This window comes from Nitritalea sp., from assembly GCF_054166705.1.
Genome location: NZ_JBSZCV010000002.1, coordinates 101,602 through 116,025, shown reverse-complemented (window position 1 = coordinate 116,025; position 14,424 = coordinate 101,602). Strand labels below are relative to the sequence as shown.

Genomic DNA, 14,424 nt, shown 5'->3' with positions numbered 1-14,424 from the left:
ATAAAAGGGGGGCTGCCCTCAGGAGACGGTGTGCATGGCGCTAGTTGTCTCCTCTTGAAAAGGGCTTTTGGCTCCGGCTTTCTTCCGCTGCAACGAGGCTTTGTATACCTATCGGGTCCTAGTCAACCTCCAGTTCTTTTGCTAATTTTTCCAAGTTCTCATTTTTGCCGACGGCATAGACGATATCGCCGAGCTTTAGCTTGTCATTTCCAGAAATTTCGGTGATGGTTTTCGCACCACGCTTGATGGCCACGATGTTGACGCCTGTTTTTTCACGAACATGGGTTTCTTTAAGGGCCTTGTTGATGAAGGCGCCATTGTCTTTTTCTACGGCGATGCTCACAAAGTTGATAGCAGGAAGTTCCATTTGGAACTTGATATCTCCCGCGGGGTCCACACTGCGGAACATGTCGTAGTTATGGGAGCGAATTTCACGGGTGAAGGCTTCGATGTCATGGCGAGGGACGAGGTATTTGCTTAGCACACGATTAAAAATCTCGATGGATGTTTCGAACTCTTCGGGGATGACCTCATTTGCTCCGAGACGAATGTTTTCGTCTATTTCGTTAATGTAGCGGGTTCTGACGATGACAGTAGGGTTACTAGACATCATACGGATTTGGGCTACAATTCTTTTGGTAGCTTCTGCGTTTGAGATGGCGATTACGATGACGCGAGCTTGTCCTGCATGCACATGTTCGAGTACCACGCTATTCGCTGCGTCACCATAGAGTATGGGTTCACCTTTTGCGCCCTCTTCCTTTACGGTTTCGGGGTTCATTTCGATGATTGCATAGGGGATATCTGCTGATTTCGCGGCTTTCGCTAGATTTCGTCCGTTCAGTCCAAAACCGATGATAACCAAGTGGTCACGTAGGTTTTTGATTTCAGGAGCGGGGATTACCTCTTTGTTTTTCTTTAGGCGGTCATTAATTCGCTTTGGGAGCGGGATGGCCAATAAGCGGCAGGCGAGATTTTCTCTCGCTTTTAGCACAAAAGGAGTAAGGGCCATGGTCAGAATCGAGATGGCTAAAAAGTACTGGTAGCTCGTATCATCTAGTAGGGAAAAGCGAACCCCCTCTTTCGCTAGCAGCAGGGAGAATTCACCTATTTGGAAGATACTAAAGCCGACCATAAAGGCTGATTTTGCTCCCTGGCCTATACTTTTTACAGAGATGCTAATGATTATGAACTTGATTACAAAGGTAATTAGGGTAAAGCCTAGAATGACCAGAAAGTTCTCGAACAAAAACTGTATATCGAAGAGCATCCCTACAGAAACGAAGAAGAAGCTTAGGAAAATTTCTCGGAAAGGAAGTACCAGGCCTGTGGCATGATGGCTATAGTCGGATTCAGAAATAATCAATCCTGCTAAGAAAGCCCCTAAGCCGATGGAAAGTCCAAGTAGGGAGGTTAGATAGGCAACGGCGAAGCATATGACGATGATACTCAGTAAGAAGAGTTCTTCGTTTCGAGTTTTAACGATTCTGTATAAAATCGCGGGCATGATGTATCGAGCAGTCACGATAGTAAGTCCGATGACAGCCGATCCTTTTAGGAGCATAAGTGTAATTTCCAATCCTACATTATCAGCTTGTCCTGCTAGCATAGGCGTGAGCAGCATCATCGGAACGATGATGATATCTTGAAAGATCAAGATGGCCAGCGTGGTTCTTCCGGGGATAGTGGCCATCTCGCCTGATTCCTGTAGCAGCTTGAGGACGATAGCGGTATTACTGAGAGCGAAAAGGAAGCCTAAAAATACGGCGATATTCCAGTCGAAGCCAAGGAAGTTAGCTAAAACAGCGGTGGCAGCGATGGTTAGTAGGACCTGGAGACCTCCACCCAGTAGCACCGCTTTTCGGATGGAGAACAGGTTTTTTAGGGAGAATTCCATGCCGATCACGAAAAGTAAGAGAATGACTCCTATTTCTGATAAAGTTTCTACGACGCTGGAGTCATTTACTAAAGAAAGGCCGAAGGGTCCTGCTACCGTGCCTGTGAGTAAAAAGCCGATGATGGTAGGAAGTTTAAAGCGCGTAAACAGCAAAATTACCCCTGTAGCTAAGCCGAAAATAATGACCAAATCCGATAAAATGGGCAGTTCTGCGGCTGCAAGTATTAATCCAGTCATAAAATAGTAGCTAGTTCATTTTCGATTAATAGGCAAATTACGGAAAAAAACTGAGACCGTATTTCGGCTTAGGTTATGGAAATGGTCAAATTTTTACTAATTTTCCTTTTTTACAAGAATTTTTGTGTGAGTTATAAGTATGATGAAACAAACTGTCCGTGAGGCAAACATCTTAGAGGCACTCTTCCCGATTCTCTTTTTGATCGTCTTACTGGTGATAAATATTTCCGTTTTTGGCGATGAGGGGCTGAGCGGATCGAACCAAATTGTACTGATTCTCAGTGCGGCAGTAGCGGGTCTGGTAGCGGTCCTTCGCCTCGGGTATCGCTGGGAGCAGCTGCAGGATGGGGTCATTAACAGTATCAGCTCGGCTATGTCAAGTATTCTGATTTTACTGCTTATCGGAGCGCTGGCAGGGACCTGGCTGCTGAGTGGTATCGTGCCAGCGATGATTTACTATGGGCTTAAAATCCTAACTCCGGGTATTTTCCTGGTGGCGGCCTGCATCATCGGTGCGGTCGTGGCCATCGCTACGGGCTCCAGCTGGACGACGGTCGCCACAGTAGGGGTGGCGCTCTTAGGAATCGGTAAGGCATTAGGCTTTAGTGAAGGGCTTATCGGTGGGGCTATTATTTCGGGGGCCTACTTCGGGGATAAGATGTCTCCGCTCTCGGATACCACGAATTTGGCGCCAGCCATGGCCGGAACGGATCTGTTCACCCATATCCGACACATGACGAAAACGACAGTGCCCTCCATCAGTATCACGATCCTCATTTTCCTTGTCATCGGTTTTTACACCGATGCGGCAGGTTCGGTGAATCAGGTGCGTGAAATCAGCGAAGTGATCGCCGAGAAGTTTACCATCACTGGCTGGTTGTTCCTCGTACCCGCCGTGGTGCTTTTCCTGATCATCAAAAAAACTCCAGCAGTTCCTGCCCTTCTGGTAGGGGCGCTACTCGGCGGGGTAGCGGCCGTCATTTTTCAGCCTGAAATCATCGCCCTAATCAGCGAGGCACCGGATGCGGGTTTCGCCTACCAAAGTTTCCGAAGTGTCATGCAGGCACTTTATGGGGAAATCGCGGTCAGCACCTCAAATGAAGTGGTGAACGAGCTCCTGCAGACTGGAGGGATGGCCGGGATGCTGAATACGATCTGGCTGATCATCTGCGCCATGATCTTCGGTGGAATCATGGAGGAAAGCGGCATGCTCCGGGTGTTAGCCGAAGCGGTCATTCGACGTGTGCACAGCATCGGTTCACTTATCGCATCCACGGCGGCCACCTGTGTGTTCTTTAATGTGACCACCTCGGACCAGTACCTGGCCATCTTAGTGCCCGGACGTATGTATGCAGACATCTATAAGAAGCGCGGCCTAAAGGGGGAAAATCTAAGCCGTACCCTGGAAGATAGTGCTACGGTAACCTCAGTGCTGATCCCATGGAACACCTGTGGCGCCACGCAAGCGTCCGTGCTGGGAGTGGCCACGCTTACCTATGCGCCGTACTGCTTCTTTAATATCATCAGCCCTTTTATGACGATTTTATATGGGTATTTTAAGCTGGGCATAAACTATTACACGGAAGAAGAGCTTTTAGAAATAAAAAAGGAATTGCAGGTATGATACCGATGAGCATCAGTAAAGATGCAGTTAATGAACTCCCCCTCGGGGCTTTTGAAGGGAAAATTCATCTGATCGATAAGCCTGAACAGGTACAGGAGGCTTTCGAGCGGCTGCGTGAAGAAACGGTGATTGGCTTCGATACGGAGACACGTCCCTCGTTTCGGAAAGGCACGCAGTATAAGGTGTCCCTGCTCCAGCTGTCCACCTCGGAGGAAGCCTTTCTTTTTCGCCTCCAACATGTGGGTTTCCCCCCTCAGATAAAAGGGCTCCTCGAAAATCAAGATATTCTAAAGGTAGGGGCGGCCGTTTTGGATGATTTGCGCGCCCTGCGCAAAATAGACCCCACCTTCTTAGAGCAAAATTTCTTCGACCTAAACGAGGAACTGAAGCGCGTGGGCTTCCATAATGTGGGCGTGCGCAACCTATCAGCCATGGTGCTGAACATCCGAATCTCTAAATCCGAGCAGGTTTCCAACTGGGAAGCGGATACCCTTACGGATAAGCAACTTTTATATGCAGCTACGGATGCTTGGGCTTGTCTGGCTATTTTCGATCGCCTCTTCGATGCAGGCTACTTAGATGATTTATTCGAGTGAATCTGTTTGGACACGGATGCCGTGAATGTCTTGGAAAGCTTGGAGGAGTTCCTCTTCGCGGGATTTGCGAATCGCCAGGTGTAAGGTGCAGCTCAGCCCGAAATCTTGATTGACCACCTCTGGTTCTAAACTTTTCACCAGCTGCATGGCTTCATTCATCAGCGGGTAGTCGAAGTGTACGTGGAAATGCGTCTTCACCAGGCGCTCTTCCAAGGTCGCCTCTGCCAAAACCATGCGGGCGGCTTCTTTATACGCAGTTATCAGGCCACCCACACCGAGCTTGGTGCCTCCGAAATAGCGCACGACGACGACCAGCACATGACTCAGGTTAAAAGAGCGTATTTGTCCCAAGATGGGATCCCCCGCACTGTGGTGGGGCTCCCCGTCATCATGGGCACGAAACTCTTCCCCCGCCACACCCAGGCGATAGGCATAGCAGTGATGATGTGCGTCGTAGTGCACTTTTCGCAGCTCTTCGAGCCGCACTTTTACGTCCTCTTTATCTTGCACTGGAAAGGCGTAGGCGAGGAACTTGCTTCCTTTTTCCTTTAAAAAAGCTTCAGCAGGGGCAGCAAGGGTCCAATAGGCATCTGTAGGGGGCGCTTCTGACATGGTACAAAGATATCAATTACGCGCTAGTTTACTGGACTTTCTATCCGATTCTACCTGTAAAACTCCCTCCTTACGGGGCACCCGCTCTATCCTTACCCTTTCACCAGCTCGGGCCGTTCCTTGCCGAGGCGTTCATAGATTTTTTTCACGTCTTGCGCATGCTCGAGCGCCAGGACCAGAAGTGCATCCGGCGTGTGAACCAACATGCAGTGGGAGAGGCCTAAAAATTCGGTGTGTAGCGCTGTGCCGAACACCATATTGCCATTTCGATCTACCGGGTGGCCCTTTGCCTTAAAGTAGGTGTAAATAGAAAGAAAAGAGCCCATATCGGACCAGTTAAAGGCAGCTCCCACCATCTTGATCTGCCGCGTACGCTCCATGACAGCATAATCCACTGAGATGGAGGGGATTTTTAAGGAGGCCTCTAGGGGCAGAAATCCATCCGCTGCCTGTGCTAAGGCCTGCTCGGCTGTACGCAGTACTTCCGGCTCCAGCCGCTCTAACTCCTGTAAGAAGACCCCCGCACGGAAGCAGAACATGCCGCTGTTCCAGAAATAGTTGCCTTGCTTCAAGAAATTTTCTGCGGTTTCTTTATTCGGCTTTTCGCGGAAGCCCATCACTTTTTCGCCTACGGCCTGGATGTAACCATAGCCCGTCTCCGGACTGTCGGGCTGCAGCCCAAAGGTCACGATCGCCCCTTCTTCGGCCAGCTCGAAGGCCCGGGCGACGGCAGCATCGTATCGCGGCCCCGCTTCGATGAGGTGATCGGATGGGGTGATGAAAAGTAAATCTTCCGGTGCCGCCTGAAGCGCCGCAAATGCGATGGCCGCAGCGGTATTACGGGGCGTGGATTCGATCAACTCATACGCAGCCTCTAGCCCGATAGCTTCTAAATTTTGGCGCGAGAGCTGATAATTTTCTTGATTTCCGACCACCATAAGTGCATCGACGAGACGCTGATTCCGCAGTGCGGTATGCTGAAAAAGCGTATGGCCCTCAAAAATGGGCAAGTACTGCTTAGGTTGTTTTTCTCGGGAAAGGGGCCAAAGCCGACTGCCGACTCCGCCTGAAAGAATGACGTTAATTTTTTTCACGTTATAAGATTTGGGTTAAAAAAAAATGCCACCGGGTGCTTCCCGGTGCAGGCAGACACTTATCCGACGACCACCTCAAGCAAACGCGGAAGTTGTACGTATTTTTTGGCCACAGCCTGGATGTCTGCTGGCCGAAAATCTTTCACATACTGGAGCTGCGCCTCATAAAAGCGCATGTCCAGACCCTGCTTGTCTACTGCTTTATAGTGTTCCATCAGGTCGAAGGCATTGCTAAATTTAGACAAAAAGCTTCCGGCGAGATAGTTGCGAACCACCTCCACCTCATCGGCAGGGAGAGGTTCTTCCAGCATGCGCTCGATTTCCAAATAAATTTCGCGAAGGGCGAGCGGCAGCTGCGACTTCTCCACATCCGCCATCAGCACCCAGTATTCTTGGCTCTTTAAGCTACCGATACTGCTGTAGATTCCATAGGTAAGCCCCTTGTCTTCACGGATATTTTTAATCAGCCGCGAGCCGAAGTAGCCCCCTAAAAACACGTTAAAAACGTAGAAGGGAAGATAGTCGGGATGCGCTTTGTGCATGAGATGTGTCCCGATGCGAATGCTACTCTGGAGTGCTTCCTCCCGGACCTCATATACTTTTTCCGGAAAGAGGGTCGGAAAATGTTGGCCGATAGGTTCCGCAGCTTTAACAGGCAAGTCCACGAAGGCATCCATCACCTGGCGCAAGCTAAGCTCATCAAATTGGCCGCTGAGGTAAAGTACGGGCTCCGCCCAAAGGTGCTGCTGCAAGAAGGCGACACAGTCCTCCCGGGTGATCGCGTCCACATCTGCTGCGGTGCTGATTTCTCCATAGGGGTGCTCAGGCCCGAAAAGCAGGGAGCGGAAGCGCTGACTGGCCCATTGGTTATTGCGTTGAAAGCGCAATTTTAAACTCAACTGCTTCTGCTTCTTCAGCTTGTCTAAGCGCTCCTCTGGGAAGTTGGCCTCCGTAAACAAGGAGCGAAAGACCGGGAGTACGCGGGCAAAATGTTTTTTCGTGCTCAGCAGGCTTAGCCCGATCTGCTCCAGTCCCTGGATGTGTTCGATCTCGCTGGCATGGAAGTCAAAAAACTGATCGAGCTGCTCACCGCTCTGCGCGGTGGTGCCCTCAGAGAGCATCTTTAACGTGAAATAAGCGCTTAGCCGGTTAAGCTTAGGAGAGGAAATGTCGCCAGGTACAGCAGCTACCACCGTTAGCTTTACCGCCTCGATGCCCGGAGTGGGCATGTAGTAGGCTTTTAACCCGTTCGGAAGGGTGAAAAACTGTGGATTTTCCAGGCGTAAGGCCTCGGGCGCATGTAAAGGAGGTGCCTCAGCACGTAATAATGACATGGTCAGATTAGTTGAATCGATAGGCAAGCGTTAAACGAAGTGTCTCTGCTAGCGGATGATTTTGCGTTTGTGGAACCAAATAGGAGAAGTCAAAACCTAATCGCTGATAATTAAAGCCGACGCCCATCGTAAAATAACGCCTTCCGCCTTTTCTCGGATTTTCGTAAAAGTATCCTGCGCGTACCGCAAAGGTGTTCTTATACAGGTATTCTACACCGGTGGAAATGGTGATTTCCTGCAGTTCCTCCACGAAACCATCTGGAGCATCGAAAAAGGAGGTAAACATCCCATTTAACAGCGGACGGTTCGGATCGCGACCTGCTGCGATGATGGGATTTCCATTCGTGTCTGTCACGATGGTATTGTCTTCGTTCCGCTCGAAAACGGGCGGTGTGGGCACTAGCAGCTTATTCAAGTCAAGCGCAAAGGTCAGGCTATTGTCAGCATCCAAGAAGAGTTGATAGGCCGCACCCACGCGGAGGTTAGTCGGGATATAATCTAAATCTTCGGCGCTATTATAGGTGATTCGTGGTCCGATATTCGTTATAGTGGCCCCCCAAGAAAATACGCGGTCTTTTCCTGCCTCTGTCGTATAAGCGTTTCGATAGTATACACCGATATCCGCCCCTACTGAGGTGCCGGGACGTGCTTCACTGCCTCCCGCTGAGGAAAGATTTCCGGAGAGATTAGAATGGATGAAGCGTGCCGAAATGCCAAGGCCGAACTTCTCAGAAAGTTTTCGGGAGTAGGTGCCCCCGATAGCGATATCGCGTGGATTAAATTCCCCCAGCTCATTTCCCATCTCATCTGTGAGCTGTACGTCACCCATGTTAAAGAAACGCAAGTCAAAGCCAAAGGCAGAGTTTTCATCTATTTTTTTATATCCAGCCAGGTAACTGACGGACATATCGTTTACTAGTCTTCCCAGCCAAGGAGAGTAGGAGAGTGCCACGGCCATCGGCTGCTCATTAAAGGCCAACTTCCCCGCATTCCAGTGTGCGGCGTTCGCGTCCGCACTTGTCGCTACTCCTACATCACCCATAGCCGAGTGCCGACTGTCAGGTGCAAAGTTCAAGAAAGGGACTGCTGTCGTAATGACCCTTCTGCCGTTTTGATCCTGCCCAGAAAGCACGATGGAGTTCTGAGCATTCGCGAAGTGGTTTAACCCGAAAAGGGCACCTGCGATGAGGAGTGATACACAGCTTTTTTTCCTTAATCTCATTCGATAATCAGTTTTCCACTTCTTTGATCAGAGGTTCCATCCTTTTCTGAACGGAGCTCTATCTTGTAAATATAAGTTCCTTTTGCATTTATTCGCCCCTTCTCGTCTAAAAAATTCAATGGAATGCCTTGAAGTTGCGCCTCAGCCAAAGGATAACGTAATTGTTTTTCGAGTAGTATTTGACCCGTAAGGCTAAAAACCCGAAATGTCCCCACAAGGTTTTCACCAGGACGATTATGCTGCAAATCCATCTGCCGCCGTCCTGCCCCCGGGTTCGGGTAAAGTCGCTGCGCTAGGATCCGAAACTGGCGAATGTCCTGCACGAAAATGCTGGTATCCAAAACCCCTTTATTGCCTACGATGTCCCAAGCTTCGACACGTATGCGGTTTTCTCCTTCTACTAAGCCAAGCAGGTTCCCCTGCAGCTCCCCACGCCGCATATCGCCGCCGATAGAGCGAAAGCGGGCATTTAGCACCTCTGGCTCCCCCTCATGGAGCTGGAGGAGCAGGTCCTGCCCCAGCTGAACAGGGCTGCTGTTTATGCCGCTGCTGTCACGAAAATGCAGACGGTAAGGGAGCTGGCCGAGACCATACCGGCCATTCTCATCCGCATCGGCTAGGATCTCCAGACGTATGTGTGGAGGTTCTCGATCCTCCGGCGGGGCTAAGCTGCCGCCCACGGTCGGACGAGTAGCTCCCCAAGCTGTGCTGCCCTCCTCTAGCTGCGCGAATAAACGAAAGCGCCCTGCCCCATCCCGGTAATCCATCTGCTGAGGCATCATGCCGCTCGCCTTCCAGCGCCCATCCACCAGCGGTGAGGAAATGCGAAACAGGCGGTTTTGATCGTCTGAAAAGGAGGTGACACTGCTGGTCTGCCCCAGCGTACGCAAGGTGCTGGGCTTATCAAATAAACTCACCTCGACCTCTCCGCCGCGCAGGCTGAGGGTGGCTCCTGTTAGCGGATCCACCACGCTGCCCTGTAAATGGAAGCGCTGGAAGGCACGTAAGGTGTCCAGCGCCGCTCCCCCCGGATCGGTAAGCTCCTCGACCAGCACCGCATACTCCGGCAAGCCGATGCGCATGCTCGGGTCACCGATCAAACTGAAATTTCGGTTTAACACACCGCTGTGGCTCAGATTTTTGGTGGCTTTGTAGATCTCTCCCAGCTCCTGAGGCCGGCCCCCTTCGTCTCGGGAAAAGGCGCTGCGCATAAAGGCCTCATTTAAGGTGAAGTTCACACTGCTAAACACAGGCCTGCCTGTGCTGAGAAGCGCCACCGCACCCCGCTCTGGTAAGGTAAGCAGACGTTCCGCTCCGGAGCGCAGGAAGGGACTGTCCATCCGGCCAAACGCACAGGTGGCCGTCACCACGATCGGCAGGGGCGCTCCAGCAGGAAGCCTAGGCAAGTCATTAACCGAAAAAACTTCCTCCTCCGTCAGCGTACTCTCATTTCCGTGGCCGATAAAATTAAGCAAGAGCATCCCTGCCTCCCAGCGCGCTAAGAGCGCACGCTGCGCCTCCGGACTACGGGCACGCCCCCCCGCTCTGCGCTCCAGCGGAAAGCGGTCGAGGTAGATCTTTTCCTGGACGAATCCGGGGAATTGCTCCCCCAAGAAACGGCTGTGCTGCTCGGCATCTTGCAAGTGGATGTTATTATCGCCATCGTCCACCAGAAAGGCCAGCTGCTTACGCCATGCCCCTTCCGGCGCGCTGCTGCTGTAGGCGATCAACTTCTCCACCACCGCATCGGCTTCTGCCTGCGTGACGACGGGCAAGCGGCCCACACCTATTTGCAGCATTTCCGGCGTAGCTGCTGCTCCCTCCGTCCATTCCCCTTGGCCCGGGGCCAAAAGGGCAAAAAAATCATCTGAGCTGTAGGTGGCCAGCGGCTCTAGGCTATTGCGTGAGGTGTAGGTGGGCACGGTATTCGGAAAGCCACCCAGGCGACCTTTATAATCAAAGGTGCCCTTCCCGAAGAAAAGCACATGCCGGAGGTGGCCGGCCTGGAAGTGATGTGCCAAATAATTACGGAGCGCAGTGATATCCCGCGTGCCAGCATGCAGGGCTTCGTACACCTCCTGGGGACTGATGACCTGCACCTGAAGACCTTGGCTCCGCCGAAACTGGGCCAGCCTTTCCGCTGCCGCACGAAAGCGCGGGGCGGTCACGATAATCAATGCAGGTCTGCCCTGCAGCACATCTGGAGCCGCTGGAAGCCGACGCCCTTCGGGCAAAAGCTGGGCGCGGCCAGAGACCTGCAAGAAGGCCTTTTGCATCGCGGACACCGTAAAGTGCTTGCTGAAAACCTGCCAGCGTCCCGTGGAATCCTGTATCCAGAGTCGCTGCCCCATGGCGAGATTTCCGCGCAGCGGATTCCTTACATCTTTGGGAAAAAGTAGCCCTTCGAGGCCGGCTTGCAGAGCTACTTCTTGAAATAGCCCGAGATGATCGACATAAAGCGCTGCATTCGCATGGCTACTTTGGGGCTGCAGTCGAATTTCTGAGGGGGCTGCTGCTGCGCTAAATTCCCAGTTGTCCACCTGCTCCCGCCCCTGCACGCCAAAGGGGCTGCTGACGATAGCCGGGATTTGACCGCTGCCCACGGGGCCCACATCACTGCTGATCTCCACATTCAAGGGGCTGAAGGCGGCCCCCATCCAGCGGGCTTGCAGCAGGTAGCGCCTCGTAGCAGCGGGGCTAGCCGCAGGCTGATCCTGTCTGCTCCATGTATAGCGATTGCCCGAAAAGACGGCATCGCTGTACCAGTTTCTACCTGAAGAGAGCAAGTTGAAGCGCTCCTCTTTCACCGTCTGTAAGTGCAGCCAAAAGCGTGGTATTTCGCTGCTGCTCGCTACAGCTTCCGTCGATGCCGGTGCTACATCTTCACCCCTTTCCAGCGTCAAGCGGTGCAGGGGAAGACCTGCGCGAAGTTCATAATAGAGGGTATCGCTGTAGAGGTGATGCTGGTAACGCAGTTCACCCATGGGGCTACTTTGCCAGAGATGAGGTCCTTCCACCAGCGCGAAGAGGGTGTCGGCCTCCCAGAGGCTCGGACTTTCGCTGAGCGTAAAGTGTTGGCCACTGTCCAGCCTTTGCGGTAGCATACCGCCCCGCCCCATGATGCGGACTGTCTCGGGCTGAAACCCCAGGCTGCGCAGCTGCGCTCCCGGTATAGCGATGACCCCGGTCTCGGTGACGGGAAAGCGGTAGACGTTCTGAGCCTGTAAAGGGCAGAAGGGGAGTAGGCCGATGGCCAAAAGTAGGGCACGGAAAAACGGCCCACTGCGTGGTATGCCGCCGATAGATTTCCTAACCCTGCTTCCTTTCATGACGTAAATTCGCTGCTACTGACAGGCCAATATACGATAAAATTATAAAAGGAAAACCGGCAGCCTGGCCGAGCAGGAGAGCGGGGATGCTCAGTGCGATGATGGCATAGCGAAAGGCATTTTGGCGCCAGCCGAAATTTTTAAATTTTAAGGCGATAAGGGGCAGTTCGGCTACCAATAGGTAGGAAAAGAGCAGGGCTAGGGCGATCAGCAGGGCGGGATGGCCGAGGACAGTGGCGACTGCTTCCGGGCTGGCAGCCACCAAAAACGGCCAGCTGCCCATAAAAAGAGCATTTGCCGGCGTGGGTAGGCCGATAAACTGGTCGCTTTGGCGCGTGTCGATATTGAATTTAGCCAGGCGGAGGGCGGAGAAAATGCCGATGAGAAAAGGAATATAGGTCCAGTAGCCTCCTTCAGGCCAGCAGGCAGCCAGAAACTGCTGCAAGATCAAAGCGGGAAGCACGCCGAAGGTGACCATATCCGCCAGTGAGTCCAGCTGCTTGCCGATTTCGCTGTGCACGCCAAGGATCCGCGCCAGAAAACCATCTAAAAAGTCGAAAACTGCCGCGATCAAAATAAAATAAAGCCCTGCTAGGTAATTTCCGCCGGCGACGGTCAGGATGCCGATGATGCCGGTGAGCAGGTTGAGCGAGGTGACGGTATTCGGGATATGGCGTTTGATGGACATGACAGCAGGGCTAGGCAAGGGGAGGAAGTTAGGCACGTTCCCCTACGAAGGGATTATGGATTTTTTCAACACCGATGCGGGTTTCAGGGCCATGGCCGCAGTAGACGATCGTTTCATCCGGAAGCTGAAAGAGCTCTTGTCGGATGGAGCGGAGCAGGGTGGCATGATCGCCCCCCGGGAGATCTGTTCTACCGATGCTGCCCTGAAAGAGGGTATCCCCAGCGATGAGTTGGGCCGTTTCTGGATGGTAAAAAACCACATGTCCAGGGGCATGTCCGGGGACGAAAAGTACCTCTAATCGGGTATTCCCGATCGGGACGTCTGTGCCGGGGCTGAGGAATTCTGTGGCGCTGCTGGGCGCAAAGGCCGGGAATCCATAGTTGGCAGCATAGCTTTCTACTGCTTTCAGCACAGGCACTTCCGCTTCATGGATCGCCAGTCCGAGCTTATACTGCGCCATCACCCAGGCATTTCCGAGGACATGGTCGATGTGGCAGTGGGTATTTAGGAGGGCTTTCGGCTGAAGCTTATGCTGTGCGATAAAGTCTGCCAACTGATCTCGTTCGCGTTTTTCGTAGCAGCCGGGGTCGATGATAAGTGTATCTCCGGTTTCGTCGTAGACGAGGTAAGTGTTTTCTTGGAAGGCGTTAAAGGTAAATTTTTTTATCTTCAGCATAGGGGAATCTCTTCTTGGGGACATCAAAATTAAAAATAAAGGCTGTAATTTTGGGTATGGAAGTTGACTTTTTATTAGTAGGGCAGGGCCTAGCCGGGTCGGTGTTGGGGTATAAGTTGCTTAAAAGGGGCTACTCGGTACTCATTTACGATAGTCCGGAAGAAAATCGCAGCAGTCGTATCGCTGCGGGTTTGTATAATCCGATCACGGGTAGGCAGATGGTGAAGACGTGGATGGCTGACGCTCTTTTTGCTGACCTGGAGGCTTTTTACAGTGCCTGTGCCGTGGACTTTGGGGCGGATTTCTTGCGCCCTATGGAGATTTATCGGCCTTTTTGGAGCTTGGAGGAGCAGAATGAGTGGATGGGTAAGTCTGCCGAGCCCCATTATACATCCTATATTCGGCAGGTCTATCAGCATTCTCGCGACAGGACACTGGGGGATCCACATGGAGGGGTGGCCTTACAGCGCTCGGGGTATGTAGATATTCCTGTTTTTTTAGATGCTGCGGCGGCTTATTTTTCAGCCCGAGGCGCTTTGCGCCAAAGTGCCTTTCAGCTCGATCAGGTCCGGGAAGAGGAGGGGCTTGTTTTGTATGAAGGTGTGCAGGCGCGTGCTTTGGTGCTCTGCACCGGGCTGGGTGCCCACCAGGCCAGCCGCTTTTCGGTTCCGGGTTTTGCGCCAGTGAAGGGCGAGATCTTGGATTTGCGCCAGCAGCCCACGCTATCTTACATCGTGAATAGGGGTGTTTTTCGTATTTCTCTGGGGCAGGATCGTGTCCGTGTGGGCAGTACGTATACGCATTTCGATCTGGAAGAGGGGCCGACGGAGCGGGCGAAAAAGGAGCTGCTGGAAAAGCTGGAAAAGCTCGTCCAAGCGCCTGTGGATGAGCTGCTCGCGCATCGGCATGGCTTACGTCCGGCGACGAAAGACAGAAAACCGATTTTAGGTAAACATCCCGAATCATCTGGTGTTTATGTACTGAATGGATTGGGTGCCAAAGGAGTGTCTTTGGCGCCTTATTTCAGTGAGGTGTTGATGGATTTTATGCTGGAGGGGAAGGAAGTGCCAAAAGAAGTAAACATCAATCGTTTTTTTAAGTATATTTAGAGGCTA

At 52.3% G+C, this 14,424-nt stretch carries 11 protein-coding genes; 3 read left to right on the top strand and 8 right to left on the bottom strand.

From position 1 onward, the window contains the following. Positions 1-118: 118 nt before the first annotated feature. Positions 119-2,134, bottom strand: coding sequence for a cation:proton antiporter domain-containing protein (locus tag ACXIT9_RS00805; RefSeq protein ID WP_458054347.1), 2,016 nt, complete (start codon positions 2,132-2,134; stop codon positions 119-121). 142 nt (positions 2,135-2,276) lie between these two features. Here ACXIT9_RS00805 and nhaC point away from each other — a divergent pair, with 142 nt between their 5' ends. Continuing rightward, positions 2,277-3,758, top strand: coding sequence for a Na+/H+ antiporter NhaC (gene nhaC / locus ACXIT9_RS00800; protein WP_458054362.1), 1,482 nt, complete (start codon positions 2,277-2,279; stop codon positions 3,756-3,758). After that, entirely contained in the window at positions 3,755-4,354 is a 600-nt protein-coding gene (locus ACXIT9_RS00795) for a 3'-5' exonuclease (protein ID WP_458054346.1), read from the top strand. Before nhaC ends, ACXIT9_RS00795 begins: the two co-directional genes overlap by 4 nt. Here ACXIT9_RS00795 and ACXIT9_RS00790 read toward each other — a convergent pair. From ACXIT9_RS00790 to ACXIT9_RS00760, 7 genes are all read right to left on the bottom strand, one after another. Beyond that, on the bottom strand, positions 4,343-4,966 hold the full coding sequence (locus tag ACXIT9_RS00790; RefSeq protein ID WP_458054345.1) for an IMPACT family protein: 624 nt from the start codon (positions 4,964-4,966) through the stop codon (positions 4,343-4,345). The genes ACXIT9_RS00795 and ACXIT9_RS00790 overlap by 12 nt on opposite strands. Before the next feature lie 92 nt (positions 4,967-5,058). Next, positions 5,059-6,060 carry a mannose-1-phosphate guanylyltransferase gene (locus tag ACXIT9_RS00785; protein WP_458054344.1) on the bottom strand — a complete coding sequence of 334 codons (1,002 nt, stop codon included), beginning with the start codon at positions 6,058-6,060 and terminating at the stop codon, positions 5,059-5,061. A 59-nt stretch (positions 6,061-6,119) separates the two neighbouring features. After that, positions 6,120-7,394, bottom strand: coding sequence for a M16 family metallopeptidase (locus tag ACXIT9_RS00780; RefSeq protein WP_458054343.1), 1,275 nt, complete (start codon positions 7,392-7,394; stop codon positions 6,120-6,122). 7 nt (positions 7,395-7,401) lie between these two features. Further along, positions 7,402-8,616 (bottom strand): type IX secretion system outer membrane channel protein PorV, encoded by a 1,215-nt coding sequence (gene porV, locus ACXIT9_RS00775; protein WP_458054342.1) that lies wholly within the window; start codon positions 8,614-8,616, stop codon positions 7,402-7,404. Further along, on the bottom strand, positions 8,613-11,945 hold the full coding sequence (gene porU, locus ACXIT9_RS00770) for a type IX secretion system sortase PorU (protein WP_458054341.1): 3,333 nt from the start codon (positions 11,943-11,945) through the stop codon (positions 8,613-8,615). Before porU ends, porV begins: the two co-directional genes overlap by 4 nt. Further along, positions 11,926-12,633 (bottom strand): CDP-diacylglycerol--serine O-phosphatidyltransferase, encoded by a 708-nt coding sequence (gene pssA, locus ACXIT9_RS00765; protein WP_458054340.1) that lies wholly within the window; start codon positions 12,631-12,633, stop codon positions 11,926-11,928. Before pssA ends, porU begins: the two co-directional genes overlap by 20 nt. Before the next feature lie 28 nt (positions 12,634-12,661). After that, positions 12,662-13,309 (bottom strand): MBL fold metallo-hydrolase, encoded by a 648-nt coding sequence (locus ACXIT9_RS00760; RefSeq protein WP_458054339.1) that lies wholly within the window; start codon positions 13,307-13,309, stop codon positions 12,662-12,664. 56 nt (positions 13,310-13,365) lie between these two features. On the opposite strand from ACXIT9_RS00760, the gene ACXIT9_RS00755 reads away from it, so the two are divergent. Next, complete coding sequence (locus ACXIT9_RS00755; protein WP_458054338.1) at positions 13,366-14,418, top strand: NAD(P)/FAD-dependent oxidoreductase; 1,053 nt, start codon at positions 13,366-13,368, stop codon at positions 14,416-14,418. Positions 14,419-14,424 lie beyond the last annotated feature (6 nt).

Bases quoted from the DNA above. Each gene is read 5' to 3' on its own strand.
- ACXIT9_RS00805 (WP_458054347.1), bottom strand. From the start codon at position 2,134: ATGACTGGATTAATACTTGCAGCCGCAGAACTGCCCATTTTATCGGAT.
- nhaC (WP_458054362.1), top strand. From the start codon at position 2,277: ATGAAACAAACTGTCCGTGAGGCAAACATCTTAGAGGCACTCTTCCCG.
- ACXIT9_RS00795 (WP_458054346.1), top strand. From the start codon at position 3,755: ATGATACCGATGAGCATCAGTAAAGATGCAGTTAATGAACTCCCCCTC.
- ACXIT9_RS00790 (WP_458054345.1), bottom strand. From the start codon at position 4,966: ATGTCAGAAGCGCCCCCTACAGATGCCTATTGGACCCTTGCTGCCCCT.
- ACXIT9_RS00780 (WP_458054343.1), bottom strand. From the start codon at position 7,394: ATGTCATTATTACGTGCTGAGGCACCTCCTTTACATGCGCCCGAGGCC.
- porV (WP_458054342.1), bottom strand. From the start codon at position 8,616: ATGAGATTAAGGAAAAAAAGCTGTGTATCACTCCTCATCGCAGGTGCC.
- porU (WP_458054341.1), bottom strand. From the start codon at position 11,945: ATGAAAGGAAGCAGGGTTAGGAAATCTATCGGCGGCATACCACGCAGT.
- pssA (WP_458054340.1), bottom strand. From the start codon at position 12,633: ATGTCCATCAAACGCCATATCCCGAATACCGTCACCTCGCTCAACCTG.
- ACXIT9_RS00760 (WP_458054339.1), bottom strand. From the start codon at position 13,309: ATGCTGAAGATAAAAAAATTTACCTTTAACGCCTTCCAAGAAAACACT.
- ACXIT9_RS00755 (WP_458054338.1), top strand. From the start codon at position 13,366: ATGGAAGTTGACTTTTTATTAGTAGGGCAGGGCCTAGCCGGGTCGGTG.